This is a genomic window from Geodermatophilus sp. SYSU D00965 (genome assembly GCF_054050075.1).
This window is the reverse complement of record NZ_JBJGYQ010000004.1, coordinates 207,407-232,980: the sequence shown is the minus strand read 5'-3', so window position 1 is coordinate 232,980 and position 25,574 is coordinate 207,407. Positions and strand designations below refer to the sequence as shown.

The window sequence follows — 25,574 nt, the reverse complement described above, 5'->3', positions numbered from 1 at the left end:
CCGGCGTCCACCCGAGGGGGACGACACATGGCTGACGACGGCGTCCTCGACGAGGGCACCGAGACCACCGCGCTGCGCGAGGCGCTGGCCGCCGAGCACGCCGCCGTCTGGGGGTACGGCACGGTCGGTGCGGGCCTGCCGCCGGAGTCGCGGGGCCAGGCGACCGACTCGGAGAACGCCCACCGCGACGTCCGCGACCGGCTGGCGGCGCTGCTGGAGGACCGCGGGGACGAGCCCGTCCCGGCGCAGGCGGGCTACGCGCTGCCGTTCCCGGTCCTGTCCGAGGTCGACGCCGCGGCGCTCGCGGTCGTCCTCGAGGACGGCGTCGCCCGGGCCTGGGTGCGGGTGCTCGACCAGGCCGTGCAGTCCTCGGTGCGGCGGATGGCCGCCGACGAGCTCGGGGCCGCGGAGGTGCGGGCGGTCGGCTGGCGCGGCCCGGCCGGCCGGACGCCGCTGACCTCCCCCTTCCCGGGGCTGCCCGAAGGCTGACCGGCCGGACCTAGCCGAGCCCGCCCAGGAAGGCGTCGGTCACGCCGACGGCGGCGCTGCTGGACTGGCCGCCCTCCACCAGGACGGCGAAGGCGATGTCGCCCCGCGGTCCGCCCAGCTGGTAGCCCATGAACCAGCCGTGCGCGTCCGGCGGGGTGTTGCTGCCGAACTCGGCGGTGCCGGTCTTGCCGTACACCTCGCCGCGGTCGCCCAGGGCGGTGGCGGTCCCCGACAGCACGACCTCGCGCATCATCGGGCGCAGCGCGTCGAGCACCGCGGCGTCGGGGCCGGCCGGGGCGGGACCGGCCGGTTCGGCGCCGACGACCTCCACGGGCACCGCCGGGGTGCCGCTCGCCACGCCCGCGGCGACCAGGGCCAGCTGCGCGGGGCTCATGAGCACCTGGCCCTGACCGATGGCGTCGGCTGCCTTCGTCGTCCCGGTGCTGTCGGCCGGGACGCTGCCGCTGAAGACGTCGACCGGCAGCTGCCAGTCGGTACCCACCCCGTACGAGGCGGCCGCGGTGGCCAGGGCGTCGTCGGGCAGCTGCAGCGCCTGCTCCATGAAGGTGGTGTTGCAGGACTTCGCGAACGCCTGGGTGAAGGGCACCGTGCCGAGGTCGAACTGGTCCTGGTTCTCGAACTCCCGGCCGTCGACGACGAACGTCCCCGGGCAGGCCACCGGCGCCTGCGGGGTCAGCTGCCCGGTCGACAGCAGCGCGGTGGCGGTGATCGTCTTCATGCTCGACCCGGGCGGGAACTGCCCGGCCAGCGCGTTGCCCGCGGCGGCCGCCTCGTTGGAGGACACGGCCAGGATCTCGCCGGTGCCCGGCCGGACGACGACCAGGTGGGTGGGCAGGGGCTGCCCCGCGACGGCGGCGTCCGCGGCGGTCTGGACCGCCGGCACCAGCGGCGTCTGCACCGGCGCGCCGGGGACGGGGTCGACCGAGTCGATCTCCCGCCCGGAGTCGCCGGTGCTCTCGTCGGTGCTGGCCACGGTGACGGAGAAGCCCGGCGTGCCGGTCAGCTGCTCCTGGAAGGCGCGCTGCAGGCCGGAGAGCCCCAGCTGGTCCCCCGCCGCGTAGGCCGGGACGCCGTCCTGCGCCGTCTCCTCCAGCACCTCGGCGGTCGCCGGGCCGACCCGCCCCAGCAGCGCGGCCGCGAACCGCGAGCTGGGGGCCAGCAGCCGGGTCTCGGTCGGGAACACCGCACCGGGGAGGTCGAAGACCTGGCCGCGGATGGCCTCGAAGTCCGGGCGGCGCAGGGTGATCACCGGGACGAACTGGCCCGGCTGCGCGGCCTGGACGTCGGCGGTGATCTCCTCGGCGGCGATGCCCGTGGCCGCCGACAGCGCCGCGGCCAGGGCGGGCAGGTCGGTGACCTGCGCCGGGTCGACCCCGACGTTGACCACCTCGGTCGGGGTGAACAGCGGCCGGCCGTCCGCGTCGGTGATCGCCGCCCGCTCGGGCAGCTCGCGCTGGAGAACCAGGTGCTGCCCCTCGGCCAGCTCCGGGTGGACCAGCGCCGGCTCGGCGACGACGTCCCAGCCCTCGTCGGCCTCGCGCAGCGTGAGGGTCGCCGGGTAGCTCCAGTCGGGGGCGGCGGCGAGGCCCCAGGTGGCCGTCCAGTCGACCGTGGCGGTGCCGTCCTCGACGGTGACCGCGCCCAGCTCAGGGGTGAGGGTGGCGTCGGGCAGGTCCGCGGCGGTCTGCTCGAGCAGGGCGCCGGCCGCGTCGGGGTCGGTGGTGGCGCCGGCGGCGGCCGCGGTGTCCCCGCCGGCCCAGTCCTCGAGGAAGGCCTCGGCGGCGGCCCGGACGTCGTCCTCGGCGTTCCCCGAGCAGGCCGCCAGCACCGGCACGGCCAGCAGCGTCAGCGTGGTTCCCAGGACGGCTCCGCGACGAGTACGCACGGGAGGACAGCGTTCCAGATGGCACCGCCGACACCTGTCAGCGGCACGGCGGCTCAGAACAGGACGCTGGCGTACTGCCCGACCTCGCGGAACCCCACCCGCGCGTACGCCGCGCGGGCCGGCGCATTGTAGTCGTTGACGTAGAGGCTGACCACCGGGGCGATCGCGGTGCGGGCGTACTCCACGACCGCGGCGGTGCCGGCGGTGCCGATGCCGCGCCCCCGGTGGGCGGGGGCCACCCAGACGCCCTGGATCTGGCAGACCGTCCGCGAGACGGCGCCGATCTCGGCCTTGAACCAGACCTCGCCGTCCTCGATCCAGGCCAGCGACTGCCCGGCGCGGACCAGGTCGGCGACCCGCGCGCGGTACCCGGCGCCGCCGTCGACCCGCAGCGGGCTGACCCCGACCTCCTCGGTGAACATCGCCACGGCGGCGGGCAGCAGCACCTCCAGCTCCGCGGGGCGCACCGGCCGCACCCGGGGCTCGGGTGCCACCGCGGGCGGCCCCTCGATGGCCAGGAGGGGCTGCCGGGGCCGGTGGTCGCGGGCCGGCCCCCAGGAGGGCTCCAGCAGCTCCCACAGCGGGTCGACGGAGGCGGCCGGCCCGACGATCGTCGAGCAGCGCCGGCCGGCCCGCCGGGCGCGCTCGGCGAAGGCGGCCGCCGCGGCCCGCTCGGCGCCGGGCAGGGCGAAGGGGATCAGGTTGGCCCCGGCGAGGCACACCGCGTCCAGTGAGCGCCCCGAGCCGAAGCCCCACAGCGGAGCGCCCAGCGCCCGGGCCGCGGTGCCGGCGACCTCCACCCGCCCGGCGATCACGCACGCGGCCACCGGCTCGGTCGCCAGCAGGTGGCGGACGGCCGGCTCGTCGGTCTCGTCGAGGACCCGGGCGGTCGGGGTGCGCAGCACCTGCGTCGGTCAGCCGACGGTGACGACGGGACCCGCGGGGACGCCGCCGTCGGCCTGCTCGCCGGCCGGCATCTCGGCGGCCAGGCGCATGGCCTCCTCGATGAGCGTCTCGACGATCTGCGACTCGGGCACGGTCTTGATGACCTCGCCCCTGACGAAGATCTGCCCCTTGCCGTTGCCGGAGGCGACCCCGAGGTCGGCCTCGCGGGCCTCCCCCGGACCGTTGACGACGCAGCCCATGACGGCCACCCGCAGCGGCACCTCCAGCCCGTCGAGGCCGGCGGTGACCTCGTTGGCCAGCCGGTAGACGTCGACCTGGGCCCGGCCGCAGGACGGGCAGCTGACGATCTCCAGCCCCCGCTGGCGCAGGTTGAGCGACTCGAGGATCTGGGTGCCGACCTTGACCTCCTCCACCGGCGGGGCCGACAGGGAGACGCGGATGGTGTCGCCGATGCCCTTGCTGAGCAGGGCGCCGAAGGCGACGGCGGACTTGATCGTGCCCTGGAAGGCGGGCCCGGCCTCGGTGACCCCCAGGTGCAGCGGGTAGTCGCAGCGGGCGGCCAGCAGTTCGTAGGCCCGGACCATGACCACCGGGTCGTTGTGCTTGACCGAGATCTTGATGTCGCGGAAGTCGTGCTCCTCGAACAGTGAGCACTCCCACAGCGCCGACTCGACCAGCGCCTCCGGGGTGGCCTTGCCGTACTTGGCCAGCAGCCGCTTGTCGAGGGAGCCGGCGTTGACCCCGATCCGGATGGGGATGCCGGCGTCCTTGGCCGCCTTGGCTATCTCGCCGACCCGGTCGTCGAACTTCTTGATGTTGCCCGGGTTCACCCGCACGGCGGCACAGCCGGCGTCGATCGCGGCGAAGACGTAGCGCGGCTGGAAGTGGATGTCGGCGATGACCGGGATCTGCGACTTCGCGGCGATCGCCGGCAGCGCCTCGGCGTCGTCGGTGTCCGGCACGGCGACCCGCACGATCTGGCACCCGGCGGCGGTGAGCTCGGCGATCTGCTGGAGCGTCGCGTTGATGTCGGCGGTCTTGGTCGTCGTCATCGACTGCACGCTGACGGGGAAGTCGCTGCCGACGCCCACGCCGCCGACGTCGAGCTGGCGGGTCCTCCGCCGGGGGGCCAGGACGGGCGGGGGCGCTGCGGGCATGCCGAGACTGACGGGGGTCGCCATGACACCCAGTATCGCCCGCTGCGCAGCGCGGTGCCGTCGGCCCCGTCCAGAGGCTCGCCGCGAGCCTGCGAGCGGTCGGATGGCCCCCTGCAGGGTCCCGCCGCGAGCGTGCGAGTGGTGGGGGGCAGGGGGTCCTTCTACTGCAGGGTGATCGGGTTGACGATGTCGGCGACGAGCAGCAGCCCCGACAGCACGATGAACAGCCCCGCCACGACGTAGGCCACCGGCATGAGCCGGGCGATGTCGAACGGCCCCGGGTCGGGGCGGCCGCGCAGCCGGGCGACGCCCGCGCGGGCCCGCTCGTAGAGGGCTCCCGCGATGTGCCCGCCGTCCAGGGGGTAGATCGGCAGCAGGTTGAACAGGAACAGCACCAGGTTGACGCTGGCCAGCAGGCTGAGGAAGAAGCTGATCTTCTCCGCGCCGGAGAACTCCTGGATGGCGAAGACCTCGCCGGAGATCCGGCCGACGCCGACGACGCCGATCGGCCCGTTCTCGTCCCGCTCCTCGCCGAGGAAGGCCGCCCGGAACAGCTGCGGGACCTTCTCGGGGATCTCGACCAGCCGCTCCACCGAGTTCACGACGATCTGGCCGAAGTAGCCGGGGACCTCGGTCCAGGACTGGCGGGCCAGCTCCACGGTCGGCGAGACGCCGAGGTAGCCGGCGGTCGTGGTCTCGTCGCTGCCGGCCTCGACGTAGACGGTGTTGGCGATCGGCGTGACGGTGAGGTCGCGCTGCTGCCCGTCCCGCTCGATGGTCAGCGCCAGCTCCTGGCCGGGGTGGCTGCGGATCGCCTCCTGCACCGCCGTCCAGCTGTCGTAGGCGGTGCTGTCCAGCCGCTGCCCGCCGATCGCGACGATCGTGTCGCCCGGCCGCAGGCCCGCGGCGGCCGCGGGGCTCTGCTGCGGCACCGCGCACCCGTCCGCGCCGGCCTCGCACAGCTGCCCGTCGGCGGTGACCGGCACCGAGCAGGGGTCCTCGGCGGTGGCGCTGGCGGCGCCCGCGGGCAGCACGCAGGCCGGCACGTCGCGCACCGTCGTCGTCAGCACGCTGGTGCCGATGGCGGTCAGCGTGATCGTGAAGAAGACCACCGCGAGCACCAGGTTGTGGAACGGGCCGGCGAACATGACGATCACCCGCTGCCACCACGGCTTGGCGTAGAACACCCGCCCGGCGTCACTGGGCAGGACGTCGTTGAGTGCCTGGCCGCGCACCTCGGCGATGAAGCTGCGCATCCGGGTGGCGCGCTTGCTCTCGCCCTCCTCGGCCGGCGGGATCATCCCGACGATCCGGATGTAGCCGCCGAGCGGGACGGCCTTGATGCCGTACTCGGTCTCCCCGCGGCGCCGGGAGAACACCGTCGGACCGAAGCCGACCATGAACTGCGGCACCCGCATGCCGAACCTGCGGGCCCAGAAGAAGTGGCCGAACTCGTGGAAGCCGATGGAGAACAGCAGGCCGATCGCGAACGCGACGATCCCGAGGACGGTCAGGAGGAACCCGCTCAGCTCAGCCTCCGGCGATGACGCCCCGGGCGTGCTCCCGGGCCCACTTCTCCGCCGCCAGGACGTCGTCGACGGTGGTGGGGGCGCCGAGGTCCGGCGCGTCGTCGAGGGTACGCGCGACGAGGTCGACGATGCCCCGGAACGACAGCCGACCCGCCAGGAACGCCGCGACCGCCTCCTCGTTCGCCGCGTTGTACAGCGCCGGGACCACGCCCCCCGCCTCCCCCGCCGACCGGGCCAGCGCCACGGCGGGGAACGCCTCGTCGTCCAGGGGGGCGAACTCCCAGGTCCTGGCCGTCGACCAGTCCAGGGCCGGCTGCACGTGCGGCAGCCGGTCGGGCCAGGCGAGCGCGAGCGCGATGGGCAGGCGCATGTCCGGCGGGCTGGCCTGCGCGATGGTCGCCCCGTCGGCGAAGGTCACCATCGAGTGCACGATCGACTGCGGGTGCACGACGACGTCGACGTCGGCGTAGGGGACGTCGAACAGCAGGTGCGCCTCGATCAGCTCCAGGCCCTTGTTGACCAGGGTCGCGGAGTTGATCGTGACGACCGGGCCCATGGTCCAAGTCGGGTGCGCGAGCGCCTGCTCAGGCGTGACGCCGTCCAGCTCGGCGGCGCTGCGGCCGCGGAACGGCCCGCCGCTGGCGGTGAGCACCAGGCGGGCCACCTCGCTCCTGTGCCCGCCGCGCAGGCACTGCGCGAGCGCCGAGTGCTCGGAGTCGACCGGCACCAGCTGGCCCGGGGCCGCGGCCGCGGTCACCAGCGCGCCGCCGGCCACCAGCGACTCCTTGTTGGCCAGCGCGACGGTGCGCCCGGCGCCGAGCGCGGCGAGCGTGGGCCCGAGGCCGATGGAGCCGGTGATCCCGTTGAGCACGACGTCGGCGGGGCGGGCGGCGAGCTCCTCGGCCGCGCGCGGCCCGGCGAGGATCTCCGGCACGGCGAACTGGCCGGTCGACCAGCCCCGCTTCGAGGCGGCGGCGTAGAAGGCCAGCTGCAGGTCCTGGGCGGCCGTCGCGCGGGCGACCGCGACGGTCCGGACGCCGAGGGCCAGGGCCTGCTCGGCCAGCAGGCCGACGTCCCCTCCCTCGGCGGCCAGCCCGGTGATCCGCAGCCGGTCGGGGTTCTGCTCGGCCACGGCGATCGCCTGCCGGCCGATCGAGCCGGTGGACCCGAGCACGGTCACCTCGCGCAGATCGCTCACGGGCTCATCCTCCCCGCCCCGGCGTGCCGCCCTCCCTCGGGCGGTGGGCGCGGGGGCCTCCTGCCAGAATGGGCCCGTGAGTGAGCAGACCCACCGCGAGCGGATCGCGACGGACCACCCCGCGACCGAGCGGGTCAACCAGCCCGGGCGCGAGGAGGCGGTCGTCCGTCGCGACGAGCACCCGGTCGAGCACGAGCGGCCCGAGGAGTGGGGCTGGCACGGCGAGACCGGCCGGGCGGGCCGGATCGCCTCCTGGGTCGCGATCCTCTTCCTGGCGGCCTACCTGATCGGCAACCACGAGGGCCGGATGGAGGACTACTGGCTCGTCGCGCTGGTCGTGATCATGATCCTCATCAAGGTGATGGACTACTTCCGGCGGAAGAACGCCTGGCGCAGCCAGTAGGAGGACTCCCGTCCTCCTCACGCCTCGCACGCTCGGCGCGAGCCTCGGGACGGGGCCGACTCAGGAGACGCTGACGCCGATCGCCAGACCGATCGCGTAGGTGACCCCGGCGGCGAGGGCTCCGAAGAGGAACTGGCGGGCGGCGGCGAACCACCACGGCCGCGGGGTGAAGCGCGACGACAGCGCCCCGGCGGCGGCCAGCCCGACCCCGCCGCACAGCAGCGCCACCCACAGCAGCGAGGCGCCGAACAGGTACGGCAGCAGCGGCACCACCGCGCCGGTGGCGAACGTGAGGAACGACGAGACCGCCGCCGTCGTCGGCGAGGGCTTCTCCTCGGGGTTGAGGCCCAGCTCGGCGACGACGTGCAGCCGCAGCGCCACGGCGGGGTCCCGGTGCAGCTGGACGGCGACGCGCTCCGCGAGGTCGGCGTCGACGCCCCGCACGCGCAGCATCTGCACCAGCTCGGCGAGCTCCCCGCGGGGGTTGCGCTCCATCTCGCGGCGCTCCTTGGCCACCTCGAGGTCGAGCTGCTCGTTCTGGGTCTTCACCGACGTGTACTCGCCGAGCGCCATGGAGATGGCGCCGGCCACCAGGCTGGCCGTCCCGGCCAGGACGATGGCCCGCGGCTCCGCCCCGCCGCCGCCGACGCCGGCGACCAGCGCGGTGTTGGTCACCAGGCCGTCCATGGCGCCGAAGACGGCCGCCCGGAGCCAGCCGCCGGAGACGTCGGCGTGGGTGTGCTCGTGGGCCTCTGCCGGTGGCGCCGTGGACTCGGCCCGGTCACTCACTCGTCGGCCTCGGCGCCGAGCTCCACCGGGGGCTCCAGCGACGGCTGCGGCACCGCGACGGCGGGGACGCCCTCCACCCGGTCCGCGGCGGCCAGCTGGCCACAGGCGCCGTCGATGTCCTGACCGCGGGTGTCGCGGACCGTCGTCGGCACGCCGGCGGCGCGCAGCCGCCGGACGAACTCGCGCTGCGCGGGCAGGGGGCTGGCGTCCCACGGGCTGCCCGGCGTCGGGTTGAGCGGGATGAGGTTGACGTGCGCCCGGCGCGTGGCGAGCAGCCGGCCCAGCAGGTCGGCCCGGAACGGCTGGTCGTTGACGTCGCGGATCAGGGCGTACTCGATCGAGTACCGGCGGCCGGTGCGCTCGGCGTAGGCGTCCGCGGCGGCGACCACCTCCTCGACCTTCCAGCGGGTGTTGATCGGCACCAGGGTGTCGCGCAGCTCGTCGTCAGGGGCGTGCAGGCTGACCGCGAGGGTGGTGTGCAGCCCCTCCTCGGTGAGCCGCCGGATCGCCGGGACGACGCCGACGGTGGAGACGGTCACCGAGCGCTGGGACAGGCCCAGCCCGTGCGGCGCCGGCGTCACGAGGGCGTCGATCGTCTTGCGGACCCGCGCGTAATTGGCCAGCGGCTCGCCCATGCCCATGAAGACGACGTTGGACAGCCGGCCCGGCCCGCCGGGGATCTCGCCGTTCGCCATGGCCGCGGCGGCCGCGACGGCCTGGCCGATGATCTCCGCGGCCGACAGGTTGCGGGTGAGCCCGCCCTGGCCGGTCGCGCAGAAGGGGCAGGCCATGCCGCAGCCGGCCTGGCTGGAGATGCAGACGGTGGCGCGGTCCGGGTAGCGCATCAGCACGCTCTCGACCAGCGCGCCGTCGTGCAGCCGCCACAGCGTCTTGCGGGTGCGGCCGCCGTCGGCGGACTGGTGGCGCATGGGCGTGAGCAGGCCGGGCAGCAGCGCGCCGGTGAGCGTCTCGCGCACCGCGGCCGGCAGGTCGGTCATCTGCGCGGGGTCGGTGACCCCCCGGTAGAAGTGCCGGGCCAGCTGGTCGGCGCGGAACGCCGGCTGGCCGAGCTCTGCCACCGCTGCGCGCGCCTCCTCGCGGGTGAGGTCGGCGAGGTGGCGGGGCGGCTTGCCCCGGCGGGGGGCGTCGAAGACCAGGGGCAGGGCAGTCATGGCGCCCTCCATGGTCCCACTAGCGTCGGCCGGGTGACCGAGGCCGAGAGGGAACTCACCTCCACCGACGACGTGGGGGTCGGCCCCTGGGCGGGTCCGTGGCCCGACGACCCGCGCTACGACCCGGAACTGCTCGCCGGCGGCGACCGGCGCAACGTCGTCGACCGGTACCGGTACTGGACCGTCGAGGCGATCGTCGCCGACCTCGACCCGCGCCGGCACCCCTTCCACGTGGCGATCGAGAACTGGAAGCACGACCTCAACATCGGGACCGTCGTCCGGACGGCGAACGCCTTCCTCGCCGAGGCCGTGCACGTGGTGGGACGGCGCCGCTGGAACCGCCGCGGGGCCATGGTCACCGACCGGTACCAGCACGTGCGGCACCACCCCGACGTCGCGGCGCTCGCCGCCTGGGCGCGGGCCGAGGGGCTGCCGCTGCTCGCCGTCGACAACCTGCCCGGGGCTCGGCCGCTGGAGACCGAACCGCTCCCCCGCGCCTGCGTGCTGCTGTTCGGCCAGGAGGGCAGCGGCCTGACCGAGGAGGCACGCGCGGCCGCTGACGGGGTGCTGTCGATCGCCCAGTTCGGCTCCACCCGGTCGATCAACGCCGGCGTCGCCGCCGGGATCGCGATGCACGCCTGGGTCCGCCAGCACGGGATCACCACGTCGTCCTCCGGATGACACCGCGGCCGGTCCACCGCGGCACGGCACCACGTGAGGCCGTGCCGCGGCGGGTCGTCAGCAGCCGAGCGGCGGCGGCGGGCCGGTGGTGATGCTCCAGGCCGTCCGGACCGTGCCCGACGGAGGGGCCGGGACCTTCGTGGCCGACCAGGTGGACGTGCGCCCTGCGGCCCAGGGGCCGGCGGCGAGCCAGACCTCGTGGGCGGCGAGGACCGCGCCGCGCGCGTCGTAGCTGGTCCGCACCGGGGTCGGGAAGCACAGCCGGGAGGAGCTGCCGTTGGTCCAGGTCCCGGTGACGCTGGTGCTCGTGGTCCGGGTGATCGCGACCGACACCTTCGGGGACGTCCCGGAGGTCCAGTCGGCGTCCACGGCGACCCGGGAGCTGCTCGTCGGAGCCTCCGTCGCGGTGAACGTGGCACGTCCGCGGGCCGGGATGTAGACGTCCCGCCCCCACCCGCCGTTGCACGAGCCGGACAGCACCGGGTCGCAGGGCGTGGCCGGCGTGAACCACCAGTGCAGGGTCCTGACCGGACGAGAGGTGTTGTTCAGGACCTCGACGTCGACCACCCGGGCAGCTCCCGACCCGCGCACACGCTGCGACAGCAGGACCAGCCCGGAGTCCAGGCTCGTGAACCTGAGTGCGTAGGCGCTCGCCGAGACCTTGCCGTGCGGCGCGTCGACGGCCACGAAGTACTTCCCCGCCGGCAGCGCCCGGTAGATCTCCTCGTTGGCCAGCCCGCCGCGGTCGGACGTGGCCAGGACGCGACCCGCGGAGTCCAGCAGGCGCATCCGGTAGTCCGCGCGCAGATCGCCGAGCAGGATGCGGGCAGAACGCGCCGTCGTGGTCGTGAACCGGTAGGTGTCGACGTCCTTGACCGACGACATCGTGCCCGGCGTCCAGGTGTTCTGGGGGGTCGTCGTGGTGACGCTGCGGTACGAACCGGGAGCGTCGGGGGTCGCGGCCTGCGCCGAGGTGGCGGTCAGACCGAGCGAGAGCGCCGCGGCCGCCGTTCCGGCGACGAGGCGTCTCCAGGTTCGCCCTGGTAGGGCCATGAGAACCTCCTGGGTTGGTCTCCCGGGGGTTCGGTCCGGCCGCTGCGGACCTTGATCATCTGGATCGGTGTCCTCCTCCCATCGGGCGAGGTCGAGCACACCGTCCGGCGTCCTGCCAGGCTGCACGGCATGAGTCGTCTGTCGGAGGTCGACCTGTCGGCGCGCCTGTCCAAGGGCGAGGCCAGGGACCAGCTCGACCAGGCCCAGAAGAGACTGGTGCACCTGCGCCTGCTGCTCGGCGGGCAGATCGGCCTCGGGGACCTCGGCCCCCCGCTCTGCGTGCTGTTCGAGGGCTGGGACGCCTCCGGCAAGGGCGGCGCGATCAAGCGGCTGGTGGAGCCGCTCGACCCCCGGCACGTCCGGGTGGCGCAGTTCGCGGCACCGAGCCACGACGAGAAGCGGCACCACTTCCTGTGGCGGTTCTGGCCGGTGCTGCCCGGCTGGGGCGGCATGGCCGTCCTGGACCGCACCTGGTACGGCCGGGTCCTCGTCGAGCGGGTGGAGGGGTTCGCCACCGAGGAGCAGTGGCGCCGGGCCTACGCCGAGATCGTCGACCTGGAGACCACGCTGGCCGCCGAGGGCATGGTCCTGGTCAAGTTCTGGATGCACGTCTCCCCCGAGGAGCAGCTGCGCCGCTTCGAGTCCCGCCGCGACGACCCCTACCGCGCCTGGAAGCTCACCGACGAGGACTGGCGCAACCGCGAGAAGCGGCCCGCCTACGAGGCCGCCGTCGAGGAGATGCTCGAGCGCACCGACCACCCCGGCGGCCCCTGGCACGTGGTCGCCGCCGACGACAAGCGCACTGCGCGGGTGGCGGTGGTCCGCACCGTGTGCGAGGCGATCGAGGCTGCCCTGGCCCAGCACGGCATCGACCCCGACCCGCCGCTCGACGGCCCCGGCTGGTGACGGTCCTCCTCCACCTGACCGAGCCCGCGGCGTGGCGCGCCGCCCTGGACGTCGGGGCGCTGCGCCCGCCGTCGCTGGCCGACGCCGGCTTCGTCCACCTGTCCACGCCCGAGCAGGTGCACCTGCCCGCGGGGCGGCTGTTCCCGGGGCGCCGCGACCTCGTCCTGCTCGTCGTCGACCCCGCGCGCCTGCCCGACCCGCTGCGCTGGGAACCGGGCCACCCCGAGGACCCGCCCGGCACGCGCTTCCCCCACCTGTACGGAGCGCTGCCGACGTCGGCCGTGATCGCGGTCGTCCCGTGGCGGCCGCCGACCGAGCCGCTGCTGCCCACCCCGGACGACGTGATCGGCCGGGCCGTGGCGCTGCCGACGTCCCTCGCCGTCCGCCGGTCACCGGTGGTGCGCGACGTGCCCGGCGGTGTGCTGGTCACCGACCCGCGCTTCCCGCACTCGCGCGACGACAACGCGCTGCTGCTCAACCGCCCGGTGGACGCCGCGACCGTCGAGCGGACGGCGCTCGACTCCGGCCTGCCCTCCCCCACCGCCGTCCTGCGCTGGCCCGGCGCCGGGACGGTCGCCGCCGAGCTGGCCGGGCGCGGCTGGGAGGTCTCCGAGCTGGTGGTCATGGGCCGCCCGGCCACCCCGGTGGACGGAGGCGAGCGCGCGGACCTGGTGGAGCAGCGGGAGCTGCACGGGCTCTGGGATCGCTCGTGGCGGCGCGACCTCCCGGCGCTGCCCGAGCTCGACGAGGTCGTCGCCCAGCTCGTCGGCCGCGAGCACCGGACCGGCGAGGTCGTGGCCGTCACCGACGTCGCCGTCCGCGAGGAGGGCCGCCCGGTCGCCGCCGCTCAGCTGCGGGTCGACGGCGCCACCGCCGCGATCGAGTCGGTGATGACCGAGCCGCACGCGCGGGGGCGCGGCCACGGCGACGCCGTCCTGGCCCGGCTGGTCACCCTCGCCGCGGAGGCCGGCTGCGACCTCGTCGTCCTCGAGGCGCACGCCGGCGACTGGCCGCGGCACTGGTACGCCCGCCGCGGGTTCCGGGTGCTCGGCTCCGCCTGGGACGTCGGCCGCGGGAACTGACCGCAGCCCCCGTCCTCAGGCCGGGGCGACCCAGGACAGCAGCAGGTAGGCGACCGCGGCCGAGGGCAGCAGCGAGTCCAGCCGGTCCATGATCCCGCCGTGGCCGGGCAGTAGCGTGCCCATGTCCTTGATGCCGAGGTCCCGCTTGATCAGGGACTCCCCCAGGTCGCCGACCGTGGCGGTGACCGCGAGCGCGGCGCCGAACAGCACCCCGCCCCACCACGGGCCGTCCAGGGCGAGGGTGATGATCGGCGTGGCGATCAGCACGCAGGCGAGGATCGAGCCCGCCATCCCCTCCCACGACTTCTTCGGGCTGACCGACGGGGCCATGGGGTGCTTGCCGACCAGCACACCCGCCGCGAAACCCCCGACGTCGTTGCCGACCACGGTGGCGATGAACGCCAGCACCCGCGCCACGCCGTCGTCGGGCACCAGCAGCAGGACGGCGAACCCGGCCAGCAGCGGCACGTAGGCGGTGACCAGGACGCCGGCCGAGGCGTCGCGGAGGTAGTCCTCGGGGCCGTCACCGAGCCGCCACAGCAGGACGGCGAGGACGGTCAGCAGGAACCCGACGACCAGGCCCGAGGCCCCGCGGGTCCAGGCCAGGCCGAGCATCGCCACCGCACCGACCAGGACCGGCACCAGGGGCGGACGGGCCCCGCCGGCCTCGACGGCGCGGGTGAGCTCGACGATCCCGATCAGGATCGCCACGACGAGGACCAGCAGGAACGCCGGCCGGTAGATCAGCAGCGAGGCGATGATGACCGCGCCCAGGCCCAGGCCGACGCCGATGGCGGCGACCATGTCGCGGCCGGCCCGGCCGGGCTTGCGCGCCGGGGGCTCCGCCGGCGCGGCGACGTCGGCCGGGCCGTCCGGACGCGAGTCGTCGGGGGCCGAGCCGTCCGGACGCGAGTCGTCGGGGGGTGAGCCGTCGGGCGAGCCGTCGGGGGCCGAGCTGCCCCGGGCCGGGGCCGGGACACCCGCGGCCGGGGCCTCCACGGTCGCCGGCTCGGCCACGGGCAGGTGCGCCGTCCGGGTCTCGCGTGCCGGCCGGGGCTGGGGCGGTGAGGGGCGCCGGCCGGAGGGCGGGATCGGCCCGGTGTCGGGGTCGGGTGTCATGTGCGGGAGGAGCCGGGAGCGCTCAGACCTCGAGCAGCTCGCTCTCCTTGTGCTTGACCGCCTCGTCGATGGAGTGCACGTGCTTGGCGGTGAGGTCGTCGAGCTCCTTCTCCGCGCGGCGCACCTCGTCCTCGCCCGCCTCGCCGTCCTTGGCGATGCGGTCGAGCTCCTCCTTGCTGCGCCGCCGGATGTTGCGGATGGCGACCTTGGCGTCCTCGCCCTTGGACCGCGCCATCTTGACCAGGTCGCGGCGGCGCTCCTCGGTCAGCTGCGGGAAGACCACGCGGATGATCTGGCCGTCGTTGGTCGGGTTGACGCCGAGGTCGCTGTCGCGGATGGCCTTCTCGATGCTCGACAGCTGGCCGTTGTCGTAGGGCTTGATGACGGCCATCCGCGCCTCCGGCACGGTGATCGACGACATCTGCGGCACCGGCGTCGGGCTGCCGTAGTAGTCGACCAGGATCTTGTTGAACATCGCCGGCGCGGCCCGCCCGGTGCGCACCGAGCCGAGGTCCTCCCGTGCGACCGACAGGGCCTTGTCCATCCGCTCCTCGGCATCGAGCAGGGTGTCGTCGATCACGGGTCTCTCCTCCTGGGGCGGCGGGGACTCCACCGCCGGTGTCGCGGGTCTGCTTGCGGGGACCGGCCGCTCAGGCCGGGTCGCTGATCAGCGTCCCGATCTTCTCACCTGCGACGGCCCGCGCGATGTTGCCGTCGCGCAGCAGGTTGAAGACGACGATCGGCATGCGGTTGTCCATGCACAGGCTGATCGCCGTCGCGTCGGCCACCTTGAGCTGCTTGGCCAGCACCGTGGCGTAGTCGAGGTGGTGGTACATGACCGCGTCGGGGTTGGTGCGCGGGTCGTCGTCGTAGACGCCGTCCACCCCGTTCTTGGCCATCAGCAGCACCTGGCAGCCGATCTCGAGCGCCCGCTGGGCCGCGACCGTGTCGGTCGAGAAGTAGGGCATGCCGGCACCGGCGCCGAAGATGACCAGCCGGCCCTTCTCCAGGTGCCGGACCGCCTTGCGCGGGATGTAGGGCTCGGCGACCTGCCCCATGGTGATCGCGGTCTGGACGCGCGTCTCGAGGCCCACCTGCTCGCAGAACGCCTGCAGCGCCAGGCAGTTCATGACCGTGCCGAGCATGCCCATGTAGTCGGCGTGCCGGCGGTCCATGCCCGCCTGCGACAGCTCGGCGCCGCGGAAGAAGTTGCCGCCGCCCATGACGACGGCGACCTGGGTGCCGCCGTGGACGACCTTGGCGAGCTGCTCGGCGATGCTCTGCACGGTGGTCGAGTCGACGCCCACCTTGCCGTTGCCCATGGCCTCACCGGAGAGCTTCAGCAGGACCCGCTTGTAGCCCGTGTCATCGGCGGGCTCGAAGGCGGAGGGGGCGGACAGCGGCACGCTGTCCTCCGGCGCGGCGGTGTCTGTCAACGGTTCTTCCCTCGCTCGGCGACGTTCCCCTGATCCTGCCGCATGGGCTCCGCGGCCTGTCGCGGGCAGGGGTACCCGCGGTCGGACCCCGGACAGACCACCGGCCCCGTCCCGGGATCGGGACGGGGCCGGTGGGAGAGGACTCTCCTGTCCACCGCCGCTCGCACGCTCACGGCGGGACCCTGCAGGAGGGCCGACTAGGCCTGGCCGACCTCGAAGCGGGCGAACCGCTCCACGGTCAGGCCGGCGTCGTCGAGGATCTGCTTCACCGTGCGCTTGGGCTCGGTGATCGACGGCTGCTCGAGCAGGACGAAGTCCTTGTAGAAGGCGTTGACGCGGCCCTCGACGATCTTGACGATCGCCTGCTCGGGCTTGCCCTCCTCCTTGGCGGTCTGCTCGGCCACGCGGCGCTCGGTCTCGACGGTCTCGGCCGGCACCTCGTCGCGGTTGAGGAAGCGCGGGCGCGCCGCGGCGATGTGCATCGCCAGGCTGCGCGCGGCGTCCTCGCTGCCACCGGAGTACTGCACGGCCACGCCGATGGCCGGCGGCAGGTCGGTGGCCCGCTTGTGCAGGTACGTGGCGGTGGTGCCCTCGAAGACGGCGAAGCGGCTCAGGACCAGCTTCTCGCCGATGCGGGCGGACTCGGCCTCGACCAGCGCGGCGACGGTCTGGCCGTCCACCTCGGTGGCCAGCAGCGCCTCGATGTCTGCCGGCTTGCGCTCCAGGACGATGTCCAGCAGCCGCTCGGCCAGCTTGACGAAGTCGGCGTTCTTGGCGACGAAGTCGGTCTCGCAGTCCAGCTCGAGCAGCGCGCCGTCCTTGCTGACGACGACACCGTTGGTCGTCGAGCGCTCGAGGCGCTTGCCGACGTCCTTGGCGCCCTTGATCCGGAGCAGCTCGACGGCCTTGTCGTAGTCGCCCTCGGCCTCGGTCAGCGCCTTCTTGCAGTCCATCATCCCGGCGCCGGTCGCGTCGCGGAGACGCTTGACGTCGGCAGCGGTGAAGTCAGCCATGTCACTTCCCTCTGGGGTCTGGGTGGCGGTGGTGCGAAGTCAGGTGTCCCGGACCGAGTGGTCCGGACGTGCCACGGCGCCGTCCCCGCGTCGCGCGGGGACGGCGCCGGCGCGGGTCAGCCGTTCTGGGCGCCCTGGGTGCCGGTGGCCGTGTCGCCGGTCGCGGGCACGCCCTCGACCGGGGCGACCTCCTCGGCGGTCACCGCGGGCGGGGCGGCCGGGGTCTCGGGCAGCTCGGTGGCGCCGGCGGCGTCACCCTGCTGGCCGGTCAGCAGCTCGCGCTCCCAGTCGGCCAGCGGCTCGTCGCCGCCGATGACCTGCTCGCCGCCGTCCTCACGGCCGGCGTTGGCCTGCGCGGCCGAGCGGGCCATGAGGCCCTCGGCGACGGCGTCGGCGACGACACGGGTCAGCACGGTGATGCTGCGGATGGCGTCGTCGTTGCCCGGGATCTTGTAGTCGACCTCGTCGGGGTCGCAGTTGGTGTCGAGGATCGCGACGACCGGGATGTTGAGCTTGCGGGCCTCGCCGACGGCGATGTGCTCCTTCTTGGTGTCCACGATCCAGATGGCGCTGGGCACCTTCTGCATGTCGCGGATACCGCCGAGGCTGCGCTCGAGCTTGGCCTTCTCGCGGGTCAGGCCCAGCTGCTCCTTCTTGGACAGGCCGGCCATCACGCCGGTCTGCTCCATGTCCTCGAGCTCCTTGAGCCGCTGCAGCCGCTTGTGGACGGTCGAGAAGTTGGTGAGCATGCCGCCCAGCCAGCGCTGGTTGACGTAGGGCATGCCGACGCGCTGCGCCTGCTCGGCGACGACCTCCTGGGCCTGCCGCTTGGTGCCGACGAACAGGATCGTCCCGCCGTGCGCGACCGTCTGCTTGACGAACTCGTAGGCGTTGTCGATGTACCCGAGCGTCTGCTGCAGGTCGATGATGTAGATGCCGTTGCGCTCGGTGAAGATGAACCGCTTCATCTTCGGGTTCCACCGGCGGGTCTGGTGCCCGAAGTGGACGCCGCTGTCGAGCAGCTGCTTCATGCTGACGACTGCCATGGTCGCAGCCCTCCTGTCGCGCGCGGCCGCTCGGCGACCGCGCTCCTCGGTTGTCGCGGGCACCGGGTGGTGCACCGCCCTGGCGTCCACGGGCGCCACACCACCCCGCGGAGGACTCCCACGGGGACCGAGGTGGCGACCGGCCCGCTGGTTCCAGCGAGCTCGAGGACGCGCGAAGTCGACCCGGCTCAGACGGGTCGCACCGACGAGCATACGCCCCGGGCGGGGACGGCTTCCCCAGCGGCCGGGGCCGTCCACAGACCGCCGTCCACCGGCCCGCGCACCCGGTCCCGGGCGGAGGCTGCCGGCGTGCGCCGCCTCGCTCCCCTGCTGCTCGCGGGGGCACTCCTGCTCGGCCCCGCTCCCGCCGTCGCCGAGCCCACGCCTCCGTCGTCCCCCGCACTGTGGGTGCGGCCCCTCGACGGCACGGTGACCCGGCCGTTCGACCCGCCGCCGGACCGGTACGCCGCCGGTCACCGGGGCGTGGACCTCGCCGGGGGGCCGGGCTCGGTCGTCCTGGCCGCCGGGGACGGCGTCGTGGCCTTCGCGGGGATGGTCGCCGGGCGGCCGGTGGTGAGCGTCGACCACCCCGACGGGCTGCGGACGACGTACGAGCCGGTCGTGGCGGGCGTCGGCGCGGGCCAGGCGGTGACCCGGGGCTCCCCGCTGGGCACGCTGACCGCCGGGCACGACGGCTGTCCGGCCGCCGCCTGCCTGCACTGGGGGCTGCGCCGCGGGGAGACCTACCTGGACCCGATGGCGCTGCTCGAACCGCCGGAGGTGCGGCTGCTGCCGCTCGGGTGACCGGCGGCGGTCAGGGACCCGGCTCCGCCGCGCCGCCCCGGTGCTCGTCGGGCGGCGGGGGTGGGACGGCGCACGCCGCGGTGCCGCCCGGCAGGCGCATGCGGTTGGCCGCGACGAGCCGGTACACGCCCCCGGCCGCCCAGGACAGCGGGGGCACGAGCAGGACGACCCCGAGGACCGCCCAGAGGCCGCCCGCCGCCCGCAGGGCCTCGGCCACGGCGCGGGCACCCCCGGCGACGCGGCCGGTCCGCGACACCCAGAGGACCTCGCGCCGCGCCCGCGCCGGGGTCACCCGGATGGCCGCCAGGTCGGCCGACTGCCACGGGGTCACCGCGGCGTCCGGCGGCAGGAGGCGGCGGGCGACCTCCGCGGCGCGGGTGCAGAAGCCGCAGTCCCCGTCGTAGACGAGGGTGGGCTGGTGCACCTGGAGCCCCGGTCGCCGTCAGGCGATGTCGGCGAGCTTGGTCCGCAGGTGCAGCACCGCCTTGGTGTGCAACTGGCAGATGCGGCTCTCGGTGACGCCCAGCACGCGGCCGATGTCGGCCAGGGTCAGGCCTTCGAAGTAGTAGAGGCTGACCACGACCTTCTCCCGCTCGGGCAGCTGCTCCACGGCCCGCGCGAGGAGCTGGCGGGCCTCACCGTGCTCGGCCATGGCCTGCGGGTCCAGGGCGCTGGGGTCCTGCAGGGTGTCGACCAGGCGCGGGGCGCCGCCCTCGTCGTCGGAGAGCAGCTCGTCGAGGGCCACCACGTTGACCAGGGAGAGCTGGCCGAGGAACTTGCGGACCTCCTCGACGTCCATGTCCATCTCAGCGGCCACCTCCTCGTCGGTGGGGCTGCGCTGCAGGCGGCTCTCGAGCGTCGCGACGGTGCGCTCGAACTGGCGCGCCTTCATCCGCACCGACCGCGGGATCCAGTCGGTGCTGCGCAGCTCGTCGATGATCGCGCCGCGGATGCGCGCCATCGCGTAGCTCTCGAACTTCACCTCGCGGGAGGGCTGGTAGCGGGTGATCGCGTCGATCAGCCCGAAGGTGCCGTAGGAGACGAGGTCGGCCTGCTCGACGTGCGCGGGCAGGCCGCTGCCCACCCGGCCGGCGACGTACTTCACCAGCGGGGCGTAGTGCAGGATCAGCCGGTCCCGGAGGGCGGGGTCGCGATCGGCGACGTAGTTCGCCCAGAGCTCGGCCAGCGCGGCGTCGGCGTCGTCGTGGGCCCCGTCGAGCCGGTGGATGGTGGCCTCGGGCACTGTCTGCGCTCCCGATGGTCCGGAGGCCGGCCAGGGCCGCCTCGGGGTGGGCAGGGTGGGCGATTCGGTCGTGGGCACGACAACTGTGTCAGACACGTCGGGGCTCTCCTCAGGCGCGCGGGTGGGCCTGGGCGTGGACCGCCCGCAGCCGCTCGACGGTCACGTGGGTGTAGATCTGGGTGGTGGCCAGGCTGGCGTGGCCCAGCAGCTCCTGGACCGAGCGGAGGTCGGCGCCGCCCTCGAGCACGTGGGTGGCCGCGGAGTGGCGCAGGCCGTGCGGCCCGATGTCCGGCGCCCCGGGCGCGGCGGCCACCGCGGCGTGCACCGTGCGGCGCGCCTCGCGGGGGTCCAGCCGCCGTCCACGCAGCCCGAGGAGCAGGGCGGGGCCGGAGTCGGCCGTCGCCAGGGCGGGACGGCCGCGGGTGAGCCAGGCGTCGAGAGCCCGCTCGGCAGGAGCGCCGTAGGGGACGCTGCGCTCCTTGCGCCCCTTGCCGAGCACCCGCAGGAGGCGGCGGCCGCGGTCGACGTCGTCCACGTCGAGCCCGACCAGCTCGCTGACCCGGATGCCGCTGGCGTAGAGCAGCTCGAGGACGACCGCGTCCCGCAACCTGACCGGCTCCTCCGCCCCGGCGGCGGACTCCACCACGGCGCGCGCCTGGTCCGGGGCGAGCACGTCGGGGAGGACGCGGTGCGCCTTGGGGCTGACCAGCCGCTGGCCGACGTCCTCGGGGGTGAGGCCGGCCCGCCGCAGCCAGGCGGTGAACGACCGCGCCGCCGCGGCCCGCCGGGCGGTGGTGGCGCGCCCTGCGCCGCGGGTGCGCCCCTGGGCCAGCCAGCTGCGCAACGCGGCCAGGTCGAGGTCGTCGACCCGGGTGCCGCCGCGCCGGGTGAGGTGGTCGAGCAGCCAGACGGCGTCGCTCACGTACCCGCGGACGGTGTGCTCGGACAGGTCCCGCTGGGTGCGCAGGTGGTCCTCGTACCCGGCCAGCGCCTCGGCCAGCTGCGGCGGCAGCGCAGCGCGCGCATCGGCGGTCCGGGCGGTCACCCCGGAACGGTCCGACGGCGCCCGCCGCCGGTCAAGCAGCCGCGCCGACCCCTGGACCCGCCAGTTCCGTTCCTCCCCGCTGGTACCGGGGTCCCCGCCCGTCCCTCCCCGCGTTCACCGGCCGGGCCGGTCCGGCGCGGCGAGCCGCCACCCGGCAGCGGTCCGCTCCACGAGGTCGGCCAGCTCCAGCGCCGGGAGCACGCGCAGCACGTCGAGCACGTCGCAGCCGGCGGTCGCGGCCAGCCGCTCGGGGCTGACCCCGGAGCGCACCGGGCAGGCGTCGAGCACACGGACGGCGACGTCCGACAGCCCGTCCCGCGGCTCGGTCGGCCGCACGGGCGGGTCGGCGAGGTCCTCCCCCAGCCGGCCGACCTCCTCCAGCACGTGCGCGGCGTTGGCCACCAGCACCGCACCGAGCTCCTCGTCGCGCAGCAGCTCGTGGCAGCCCACCGACATCGCGGAGGTGACCGGACCGGGCACCACCAGCACGCGTCGGCCGAGCCGGCCCGCCCGCCGCGCGGTGGCCTGCGCACCGGACCGGGCGGCGGCCTCCACCACGACGGTGCCGCGGGTCAGTGCGGCGATGAGCCGGTTGCGCACCAGGAACCGGTGCTTGTGCGGCGCGGCCCCGGGCGGCCACTCGCTGACCAGCAGCCCCTCCTCCGCGATCCGGTGGAACAGCGCCCCGTGCGCCGCCGGGTAGACCCGGTCGACCCCGCAGGCCAGGACGGCGACGGTCGGCGCCTCGGCGGCGAGTGCGCCGCGGTGGGCGGCCGCGTCGATGCCGAAGGCACCGCCGGAGACGACCGTCCAGCCCCGCTCCCCCAACCGGTGCCCGAACTCACCCGCCACGTGCTCGCCATAGGCGGTCGACGCCCGGGCACCGACGATCGCGACGGATCGGTCGACCAGGTCGTCGAGCCGACCCGGGCCGCGGACCCAGAGGGCCACCGGCGGCACCGGCGCCGTCGTGCGGGGCGACTGCTGGCGGGGGTCGTCGGGCTCCTCGCTGGTCGCGAGGGTGAGCGAGTGCAGGAGCAGGCCGGGCCACTCGTCGTCCTCGGGGACCACCAGCCGGGCACCGCAGCGCTCGGCGCGGGTCAGGTCGGCCAGGGACGCGTCCTGGTCGACCCGTGCGCCCGCGAGAGCCCGGACGGCGTCGGGTGCGCGGCCGCTCCGCAGCCGCCGCACCGCCTCCACGGGACCGAGGTCGTCGACGAAGCGCCAGAACGGGATGCTCCCCGGCTCCGCCGCCCGGCTCAGCCACGCCCGGGCCCGGCGCACCGACGGCGGGGCAACCCCGTCGAGGGCGGCGGGCGAGGCCAGCCCCTCCTCCATGTCCTCGTCGAGGCTCGGCACGGCGGTCATGCCGCCACCCGCTGCAGCCGCAGGCCGAGCGCCTCCGCGACGTCGTCGGGCGCGGGCACCGTCCGCCCGGCGAGGTCGGCGAGGGTCCAGGCGACCCGCAGCACGCGGTCGTAGCCGCGCACCGACAGCGCACCCCGCTCCAGCGCCCGCTCCGCGAGCCGCAGCGCCGGCCGGGGCGGGGACCACCGTTCCCGCAGCATCCGGCCGGGCACCTGGCTGTTGAGCCCGAGCCCCGTGCCGGCGAGCCGCTCGGCGGCCGTGCTGCGCGCCGCGAGCACCCGCGCGGCCACGACCGCGGTCGACTCCGGGGCGCTGCCGGCCTCCAGCCAGGCCGCCCGGGTGACGGCGGGGAGGTCGACGCGCAGGTCGATGCGGTCCAGGAGCGGCCCGGACAGCCGCGACTGGTAGCGCCGCCGCTCCAGCGGGCTGCAGGTGCAGGCGGCCTCCCCCGCGGCGCTGGCGCAGGGGCAGGGGTTGGCGGCGAGCACGAGCTGCGCCCGGCACGGGAAGGTGGCCGCGCCGCTGGCCCGCGAGATCGTCACCTGCCCGCGCTCCAACGGCTGGCGCAGGGTGTCCAGCACCGCGCGCGGGAACTCCGGGGCCTCGTCGAGGAAGAGCACGCCGCGGTGCGCCCGGCAGAGCGCTCCCGGGCGGATCAGCCCGGACCCGCCGCCGACCAGTGCCGCCATGGTCGCGGAGTGGTGCGGCGCCTCGAACGTCGGGCGGGTCACCAGCGGCGCGCCGGGCGGCAGTGCGCCGGCCACGGAGTGGATGGCGGTGACCTCGAGCGCCGCCTGCTCGTCGAGCGGCGGGAGCAGGCCGGGCAACCGCTCGGCGAGCATCGTCTTGCCGGCGCCCGGCGGCCCGGTCAGGAAGAGGTGGTGGCCACCGGCGGCCGCCACCTCGACCGCGCGGCGCCCGATGGCCTGGCCGACGACGTCCCCCAGATCCGGGCCCGGGGGTGGCGGCGGCAGCGGGCCGCGGCTGTGGCGAGGCAACGCCGTGCGGCCCCGCAGGTGCGCGACGAGGTCGGTGAGCGTGCCGGCGGCCAGCACCTCGACGCTGTCCACCAAGGCCGCCTCCTCGGCGTTCCCGGCGGGGACGACGACCGTGCCGTGCCCCGCCCGGGCCGCGGCCAGCACGGCGGGCAGCACCCCGCGGACGGCGCGGACGGAGCCGTCCAGGCCCAGCTCGCCGACCAGCACGAGCCTGCCCACCGACTCCGCGGGGACCGCCCCGTCCGCGGCGAGCACCGCGGCGGCCAGGGCCAGGTCGAAGCCGCTCCCCTGCTTGGGCATCGACGCCGGCGACAGACCGATCGTGATCCGGCGCAGCGGCCAGCGACCGCCGGCGTTCACCACGGCCGCGCGGACCCGGTCCACCGACTGCCGCACGACCGCGTCCGGCAGGCCGACGAGCACCACCTGCGGGACCCCGGCCGACATGTCGACCTCGACGTCGACCATGGCGCCGTGCACCCCGGCGAGCCCGACCGACCAGGTGCGTGCGAGCGTCACGAGAAAGCCGCCCTCAGGTGGGTGACCAGCGCCGGCCGCGCCGGCCGGACCAGCACGCCGACCACGTCGAACCGCAGTTCGGGCGCGTGCTCGTCGTGGGCGGCCAGCCACCGCTGGGCCAGCGTCCGCAGCCGGCGCTGCTTGCGCGGGTCGACCGCCTCCACGGGGTGGCCGAAGCCCACGGCGCGGCGGGTCTTCACCTCGCAGAAGACCAGCGCCTCGCCCTCGCGGGCGACGATGTCGAGCTCACCGTCGCGGCAGCGCCAGTTGCGGTCGAGGACCCGCAGGCCCCTGTCGGTGAGGTAGGCGGCGGCGATGCGCTCGCCCTGGATGCCGAGGTCCGATCTCGTTGCCACCCGCCGACCGTCGGTCGCCCCGGACCCCGGCGCCATGCCCGGCGGCGGTCTGTGGACGGACGGGGCGCCTGTGGACGGTCACGGCGTCCACGACGGGGCGTCGGGGCAGCCTGGGCCCCGTGGCGCGGGAGTCAGGTCAGCCGGGGGCCGTCGGGCAGCTCGAGGTCGGGCTTGTCCAGCTCCTCGACGTTGACGTCCTTGAAGGTCAGCACCCGCACGTTGCGCACGAACCGCGCCGGCCGGTACATGTCCCACACCCAGGCGTCGGAGAGCTTGAGCTCGAAGTACACCTCGCCCCCGGCCTCGCGGACCTGCAGGTCGACGGCGTTGGCCAGGTAGAAGCGCCGCTCGGTCTCCACCACGTAGGTGAACTGCCGGACGATGTCCCGGTACTCGCGATAGAGCTGCAGCTCCATCTCGGTCTCGTACTTCTCCAGGTCCTCGGTGCTCATCGCGACTCTCCGGACACAGGGCGCATGGCCCCATCATCGACCATCGCGGCGGAGCCGGTCAGCTGGAGTACCCGCTCGGCGTGTGCATCGCGTGCGCGGGCGACGTTGACGAACCGCATCCGGTGCTCCGGGCAGGGGCCGTGACGGTCCAGCGCGGCGCTGTGGGCGTCGGTGATGTAGCCCTTGTGGACGGCGAAGTCGTACTCCGGCCACCGCTCGTGCAGGTCGAGCATGATCCGGTCGCGGGTGACCTTGGCCAGAACCGACGCGGCGGCGACGCACGCCGCCACCCGGTCGCCCTTCCACACCGCCAGCGTGGGCCGGGCCAGGCCGGACACGGGGAACCCGTCGGTGAGGACGTAGTCCGCGCCCGGGTCGAGGGTCCACACCGCCCGGCGCAGCGCCTCGATGTTGGTCACGTGCATGCCGCGGGCATCGAGGTCGGCCACCGGGATGACGACGACCGACCACGCGACGGCGCGGTCGACGATCTCGGCGTAGACCCGCTCCCGCGCGGCCGCGGTGAGCAGCTTGGAGTCGGCCAGCCCGGGGACCCGGCCCCGGCGACCGGCGGGGAGCACGCAGGCCGCGGCGACCAGGGGCCCGGCGCAGGCGCCCCGGCCGGCCTCGTCGGCGCCGGCGATCGCGTCGAAGCCGCGGCGGCGCAGGGACCGCTCCATGTCCCACAGGGCGTCTGGCCGGTCCTCGCCGGGCCGCACCCGCCGGACACGGGGGCCCGGTTGGACGGCGGAGGGGGTGGTACGGGGAGGCATCGCGGTCCGACAGTACGACGCGCCAGTGACCGGACGGCGCGCTCCCGGCGGGCCCGCTCGACGGGCCGCCTCGGTGCGGAGGGCCGGAGACGCCAGGGGCCGGTCCCCGGGGTCAAAGGGGACCGGCCCAT

Annotated in this window: 27 protein-coding genes; 6 read left to right on the top strand and 21 right to left on the bottom strand. The window is 75.1% G+C overall.

Annotated features, from left to right (window positions below; all coding sequences use genetic code 11):
• Window positions 1-27: 27 nt before the first annotated feature.
• Entirely contained in the window at window positions 28-489 is a 462-nt protein-coding gene (locus ACI789_RS05720; protein ID WP_457007112.1) for a ferritin-like domain-containing protein, read from the top strand.
• A 10-nt stretch (window positions 490-499) separates the two neighbouring features.
• Here ACI789_RS05720 and ACI789_RS05715 read toward each other — a convergent pair whose 3' ends face one another.
• From ACI789_RS05715 to dxr, 5 genes are all read right to left on the bottom strand, one after another.
• Window positions 500-2,395 (bottom strand): penicillin-binding transpeptidase domain-containing protein, encoded by a 1,896-nt coding sequence (locus ACI789_RS05715; protein ID WP_457007111.1) that lies wholly within the window; start codon window positions 2,393-2,395, stop codon window positions 500-502.
• Between the two features lie 53 nt (window positions 2,396-2,448).
• The gene (locus ACI789_RS05710; protein ID WP_457007110.1) at window positions 2,449-3,300 is read right to left on the bottom strand and encodes a GNAT family N-acetyltransferase; all 852 of its coding nucleotides are present in this window, start codon (window positions 3,298-3,300) and stop codon (window positions 2,449-2,451) included.
• A 9-nt stretch (window positions 3,301-3,309) separates the two neighbouring features.
• Window positions 3,310-4,482 carry a flavodoxin-dependent (E)-4-hydroxy-3-methylbut-2-enyl-diphosphate synthase gene (gene ispG, locus ACI789_RS05705; RefSeq protein ID WP_457007109.1) on the bottom strand — a complete coding sequence of 391 codons (1,173 nt, stop codon included), beginning with the start codon at window positions 4,480-4,482 and terminating at the stop codon, window positions 3,310-3,312.
• Between the two features lie 137 nt (window positions 4,483-4,619).
• Entirely contained in the window at window positions 4,620-5,942 is a 1,323-nt protein-coding gene (locus ACI789_RS05700; RefSeq protein WP_457007134.1) for a M50 family metallopeptidase, read from the bottom strand.
• A gap of 46 nt (window positions 5,943-5,988) precedes the next feature.
• Window positions 5,989-7,185 (bottom strand): 1-deoxy-D-xylulose-5-phosphate reductoisomerase, encoded by a 1,197-nt coding sequence (gene dxr, locus ACI789_RS05695; protein ID WP_457007108.1) that lies wholly within the window; start codon window positions 7,183-7,185, stop codon window positions 5,989-5,991.
• Window positions 7,186-7,261: 76 nt separating this feature from the next.
• Here dxr and ACI789_RS05690 point away from each other — a divergent pair, with 76 nt between their 5' ends.
• Window positions 7,262-7,588, top strand: a complete 327-nt coding sequence (locus tag ACI789_RS05690) for a DUF2631 domain-containing protein (RefSeq protein WP_457007107.1) — start codon at window positions 7,262-7,264, stop codon at window positions 7,586-7,588.
• A 60-nt stretch (window positions 7,589-7,648) separates the two neighbouring features.
• Here ACI789_RS05690 and ACI789_RS05685 read toward each other — a convergent pair whose 3' ends face one another.
• Together ACI789_RS05685 and rlmN are read right to left on the bottom strand one after the other, a co-directional pair.
• Window positions 7,649-8,377 carry a VIT1/CCC1 transporter family protein gene (locus ACI789_RS05685; RefSeq protein ID WP_457007106.1) on the bottom strand — a complete coding sequence of 243 codons (729 nt, stop codon included), beginning with the start codon at window positions 8,375-8,377 and terminating at the stop codon, window positions 7,649-7,651.
• Window positions 8,374-9,549: a 23S rRNA (adenine(2503)-C(2))-methyltransferase RlmN gene (rlmN, locus tag ACI789_RS05680; protein ID WP_457007105.1), complete on the bottom strand. Its 1,176-nt coding sequence runs from the start codon at window positions 9,547-9,549 to the stop codon at window positions 8,374-8,376. The genes ACI789_RS05685 and rlmN overlap by 4 nt, the downstream gene beginning before the upstream one ends.
• Before the next feature lie 33 nt (window positions 9,550-9,582).
• On the opposite strand from rlmN, the gene ACI789_RS05675 reads away from it, so the two are divergent.
• Window positions 9,583-10,230, top strand: a complete 648-nt coding sequence (locus ACI789_RS05675; protein ID WP_457007104.1) for a TrmH family RNA methyltransferase — start codon at window positions 9,583-9,585, stop codon at window positions 10,228-10,230.
• 57 nt (window positions 10,231-10,287) lie between these two features.
• Here ACI789_RS05675 and ACI789_RS05670 read toward each other — a convergent pair whose 3' ends face one another.
• The gene (locus tag ACI789_RS05670) at window positions 10,288-11,283 is read right to left on the bottom strand and encodes a hypothetical protein (protein ID WP_457007103.1); all 996 of its coding nucleotides are present in this window, start codon (window positions 11,281-11,283) and stop codon (window positions 10,288-10,290) included.
• Window positions 11,284-11,412: 129 nt separating this feature from the next.
• Here ACI789_RS05670 and ACI789_RS05665 point away from each other — a divergent pair, with 129 nt between their 5' ends.
• Both ACI789_RS05665 and ACI789_RS05660 read left to right on the top strand, forming a co-directional pair.
• Complete coding sequence (locus ACI789_RS05665; protein WP_457007102.1) at window positions 11,413-12,189, top strand: polyphosphate kinase 2 family protein; 777 nt, start codon at window positions 11,413-11,415, stop codon at window positions 12,187-12,189.
• Entirely contained in the window at window positions 12,186-13,271 is a 1,086-nt protein-coding gene (locus tag ACI789_RS05660; RefSeq protein WP_457007101.1) for a GNAT family N-acetyltransferase, read from the top strand. Before ACI789_RS05665 ends, ACI789_RS05660 begins: the two co-directional genes overlap by 4 nt.
• A 15-nt stretch (window positions 13,272-13,286) precedes the next feature.
• On the opposite strand, the gene ACI789_RS05655 is transcribed toward ACI789_RS05660, so the two are convergent.
• The 5 genes from ACI789_RS05655 to rpsB all read right to left on the bottom strand — a co-directional run bounded on the left by ACI789_RS05655 (window position 13,287) and on the right by rpsB (window position 17,885).
• Window positions 13,287-14,390 carry a phosphatidate cytidylyltransferase gene (locus ACI789_RS05655; RefSeq protein ID WP_457007100.1) on the bottom strand — a complete coding sequence of 368 codons (1,104 nt, stop codon included), beginning with the start codon at window positions 14,388-14,390 and terminating at the stop codon, window positions 13,287-13,289.
• Between the two features lie 22 nt (window positions 14,391-14,412).
• The gene (gene frr / locus ACI789_RS05650) at window positions 14,413-14,970 is read right to left on the bottom strand and encodes a ribosome recycling factor (protein ID WP_456920825.1); all 558 of its coding nucleotides are present in this window, start codon (window positions 14,968-14,970) and stop codon (window positions 14,413-14,415) included.
• 70 nt (window positions 14,971-15,040) lie between these two features.
• Complete coding sequence (gene pyrH / locus ACI789_RS05645; protein ID WP_457007099.1) at window positions 15,041-15,826, bottom strand: UMP kinase; 786 nt, start codon at window positions 15,824-15,826, stop codon at window positions 15,041-15,043.
• A 197-nt stretch (window positions 15,827-16,023) separates the two neighbouring features.
• A complete protein-coding gene (gene tsf, locus ACI789_RS05640) occupies window positions 16,024-16,839 on the bottom strand; it encodes a translation elongation factor Ts (RefSeq protein ID WP_457007098.1) in 816 nt (271 codons plus the stop codon).
• Between the two features lie 116 nt (window positions 16,840-16,955).
• A complete protein-coding gene (gene rpsB, locus ACI789_RS05635; RefSeq protein ID WP_456920822.1) occupies window positions 16,956-17,885 on the bottom strand; it encodes a 30S ribosomal protein S2 in 930 nt (309 codons plus the stop codon).
• A gap of 309 nt (window positions 17,886-18,194) precedes the next feature.
• Between rpsB and ACI789_RS05630 the strand changes: the two genes are divergently transcribed.
• Complete coding sequence (locus ACI789_RS05630) at window positions 18,195-18,689, top strand: M23 family metallopeptidase (protein ID WP_457007097.1); 495 nt, start codon at window positions 18,195-18,197, stop codon at window positions 18,687-18,689.
• Window positions 18,690-18,699: 10 nt separating this feature from the next.
• On the opposite strand, the gene ACI789_RS05625 is transcribed toward ACI789_RS05630, so the two are convergent.
• The 8 genes from ACI789_RS05625 to ACI789_RS05590 all read right to left on the bottom strand — a co-directional run bounded on the left by ACI789_RS05625 (window position 18,700) and on the right by ACI789_RS05590 (window position 25,350).
• Window positions 18,700-19,113: a thiol-disulfide oxidoreductase DCC family protein gene (locus tag ACI789_RS05625; protein ID WP_457007096.1), complete on the bottom strand. Its 414-nt coding sequence runs from the start codon at window positions 19,111-19,113 to the stop codon at window positions 18,700-18,702.
• 18 nt (window positions 19,114-19,131) lie between these two features.
• Window positions 19,132-19,932, bottom strand: a complete 801-nt coding sequence (gene whiG, locus ACI789_RS05620; RefSeq protein ID WP_456917610.1) for an RNA polymerase sigma factor WhiG — start codon at window positions 19,930-19,932, stop codon at window positions 19,132-19,134.
• Between the two features lie 109 nt (window positions 19,933-20,041).
• A complete protein-coding gene (locus ACI789_RS05615; RefSeq protein ID WP_457007095.1) occupies window positions 20,042-20,977 on the bottom strand; it encodes a tyrosine recombinase XerC in 936 nt (311 codons plus the stop codon).
• A 114-nt stretch (window positions 20,978-21,091) separates the two neighbouring features.
• Entirely contained in the window at window positions 21,092-22,345 is a 1,254-nt protein-coding gene (gene dprA / locus ACI789_RS05610; protein WP_457007094.1) for a DNA-processing protein DprA, read from the bottom strand.
• Window positions 22,342-23,862 (bottom strand): YifB family Mg chelatase-like AAA ATPase, encoded by a 1,521-nt coding sequence (locus ACI789_RS05605; RefSeq protein ID WP_457007093.1) that lies wholly within the window; start codon window positions 23,860-23,862, stop codon window positions 22,342-22,344. The genes dprA and ACI789_RS05605 overlap by 4 nt, the downstream gene beginning before the upstream one ends.
• On the bottom strand, window positions 23,859-24,218 hold the full coding sequence (locus tag ACI789_RS05600; protein ID WP_457007092.1) for a YraN family protein: 360 nt from the start codon (window positions 24,216-24,218) through the stop codon (window positions 23,859-23,861). Before ACI789_RS05600 ends, ACI789_RS05605 begins: the two co-directional genes overlap by 4 nt.
• Window positions 24,219-24,349: 131 nt before the next feature.
• Window positions 24,350-24,670 carry a DUF2469 domain-containing protein gene (locus ACI789_RS05595; protein ID WP_456917615.1) on the bottom strand — a complete coding sequence of 107 codons (321 nt, stop codon included), beginning with the start codon at window positions 24,668-24,670 and terminating at the stop codon, window positions 24,350-24,352.
• Complete coding sequence (locus ACI789_RS05590) at window positions 24,667-25,350, bottom strand: ribonuclease HII (protein ID WP_456917616.1); 684 nt, start codon at window positions 25,348-25,350, stop codon at window positions 24,667-24,669. The genes ACI789_RS05595 and ACI789_RS05590 overlap by 4 nt, the downstream gene beginning before the upstream one ends.
• Window positions 25,351-25,574: the final 224 nt, after the last annotated feature.

Coding starts and splice junctions, on each gene's coding strand:
- ACI789_RS05720 (WP_457007112.1), top strand. CDS start 28: ATGGCTGACGACGGCGTCCTCGACGAGGGCACCGAGACCACCGCGCTG.
- ispG (WP_457007109.1), bottom strand. CDS start 4,482: ATGGCGACCCCCGTCAGTCTCGGCATGCCCGCAGCGCCCCCGCCCGTC.
- rlmN (WP_457007105.1), bottom strand. CDS start 9,549: ATGACTGCCCTGCCCCTGGTCTTCGACGCCCCCCGCCGGGGCAAGCCG.
- ACI789_RS05670 (WP_457007103.1), bottom strand. CDS start 11,283: ATGGCCCTACCAGGGCGAACCTGGAGACGCCTCGTCGCCGGAACGGCG.
- ACI789_RS05665 (WP_457007102.1), top strand. CDS start 11,413: ATGAGTCGTCTGTCGGAGGTCGACCTGTCGGCGCGCCTGTCCAAGGGC.
- ACI789_RS05655 (WP_457007100.1), bottom strand. CDS start 14,390: ATGACACCCGACCCCGACACCGGGCCGATCCCGCCCTCCGGCCGGCGC.
- tsf (WP_457007098.1), bottom strand. CDS start 16,839: ATGGCTGACTTCACCGCTGCCGACGTCAAGCGTCTCCGCGACGCGACC.
- rpsB (WP_456920822.1), bottom strand. CDS start 17,885: ATGGCAGTCGTCAGCATGAAGCAGCTGCTCGACAGCGGCGTCCACTTC.
- dprA (WP_457007094.1), bottom strand. CDS start 22,345: ATGACCGCCGTGCCGAGCCTCGACGAGGACATGGAGGAGGGGCTGGCC.
- ACI789_RS05595 (WP_456917615.1), bottom strand. CDS start 24,670: ATGAGCACCGAGGACCTGGAGAAGTACGAGACCGAGATGGAGCTGCAG.
- ACI789_RS05590 (WP_456917616.1), bottom strand. CDS start 25,350: ATGGAGCGGTCCCTGCGCCGCCGCGGCTTCGACGCGATCGCCGGCGCC.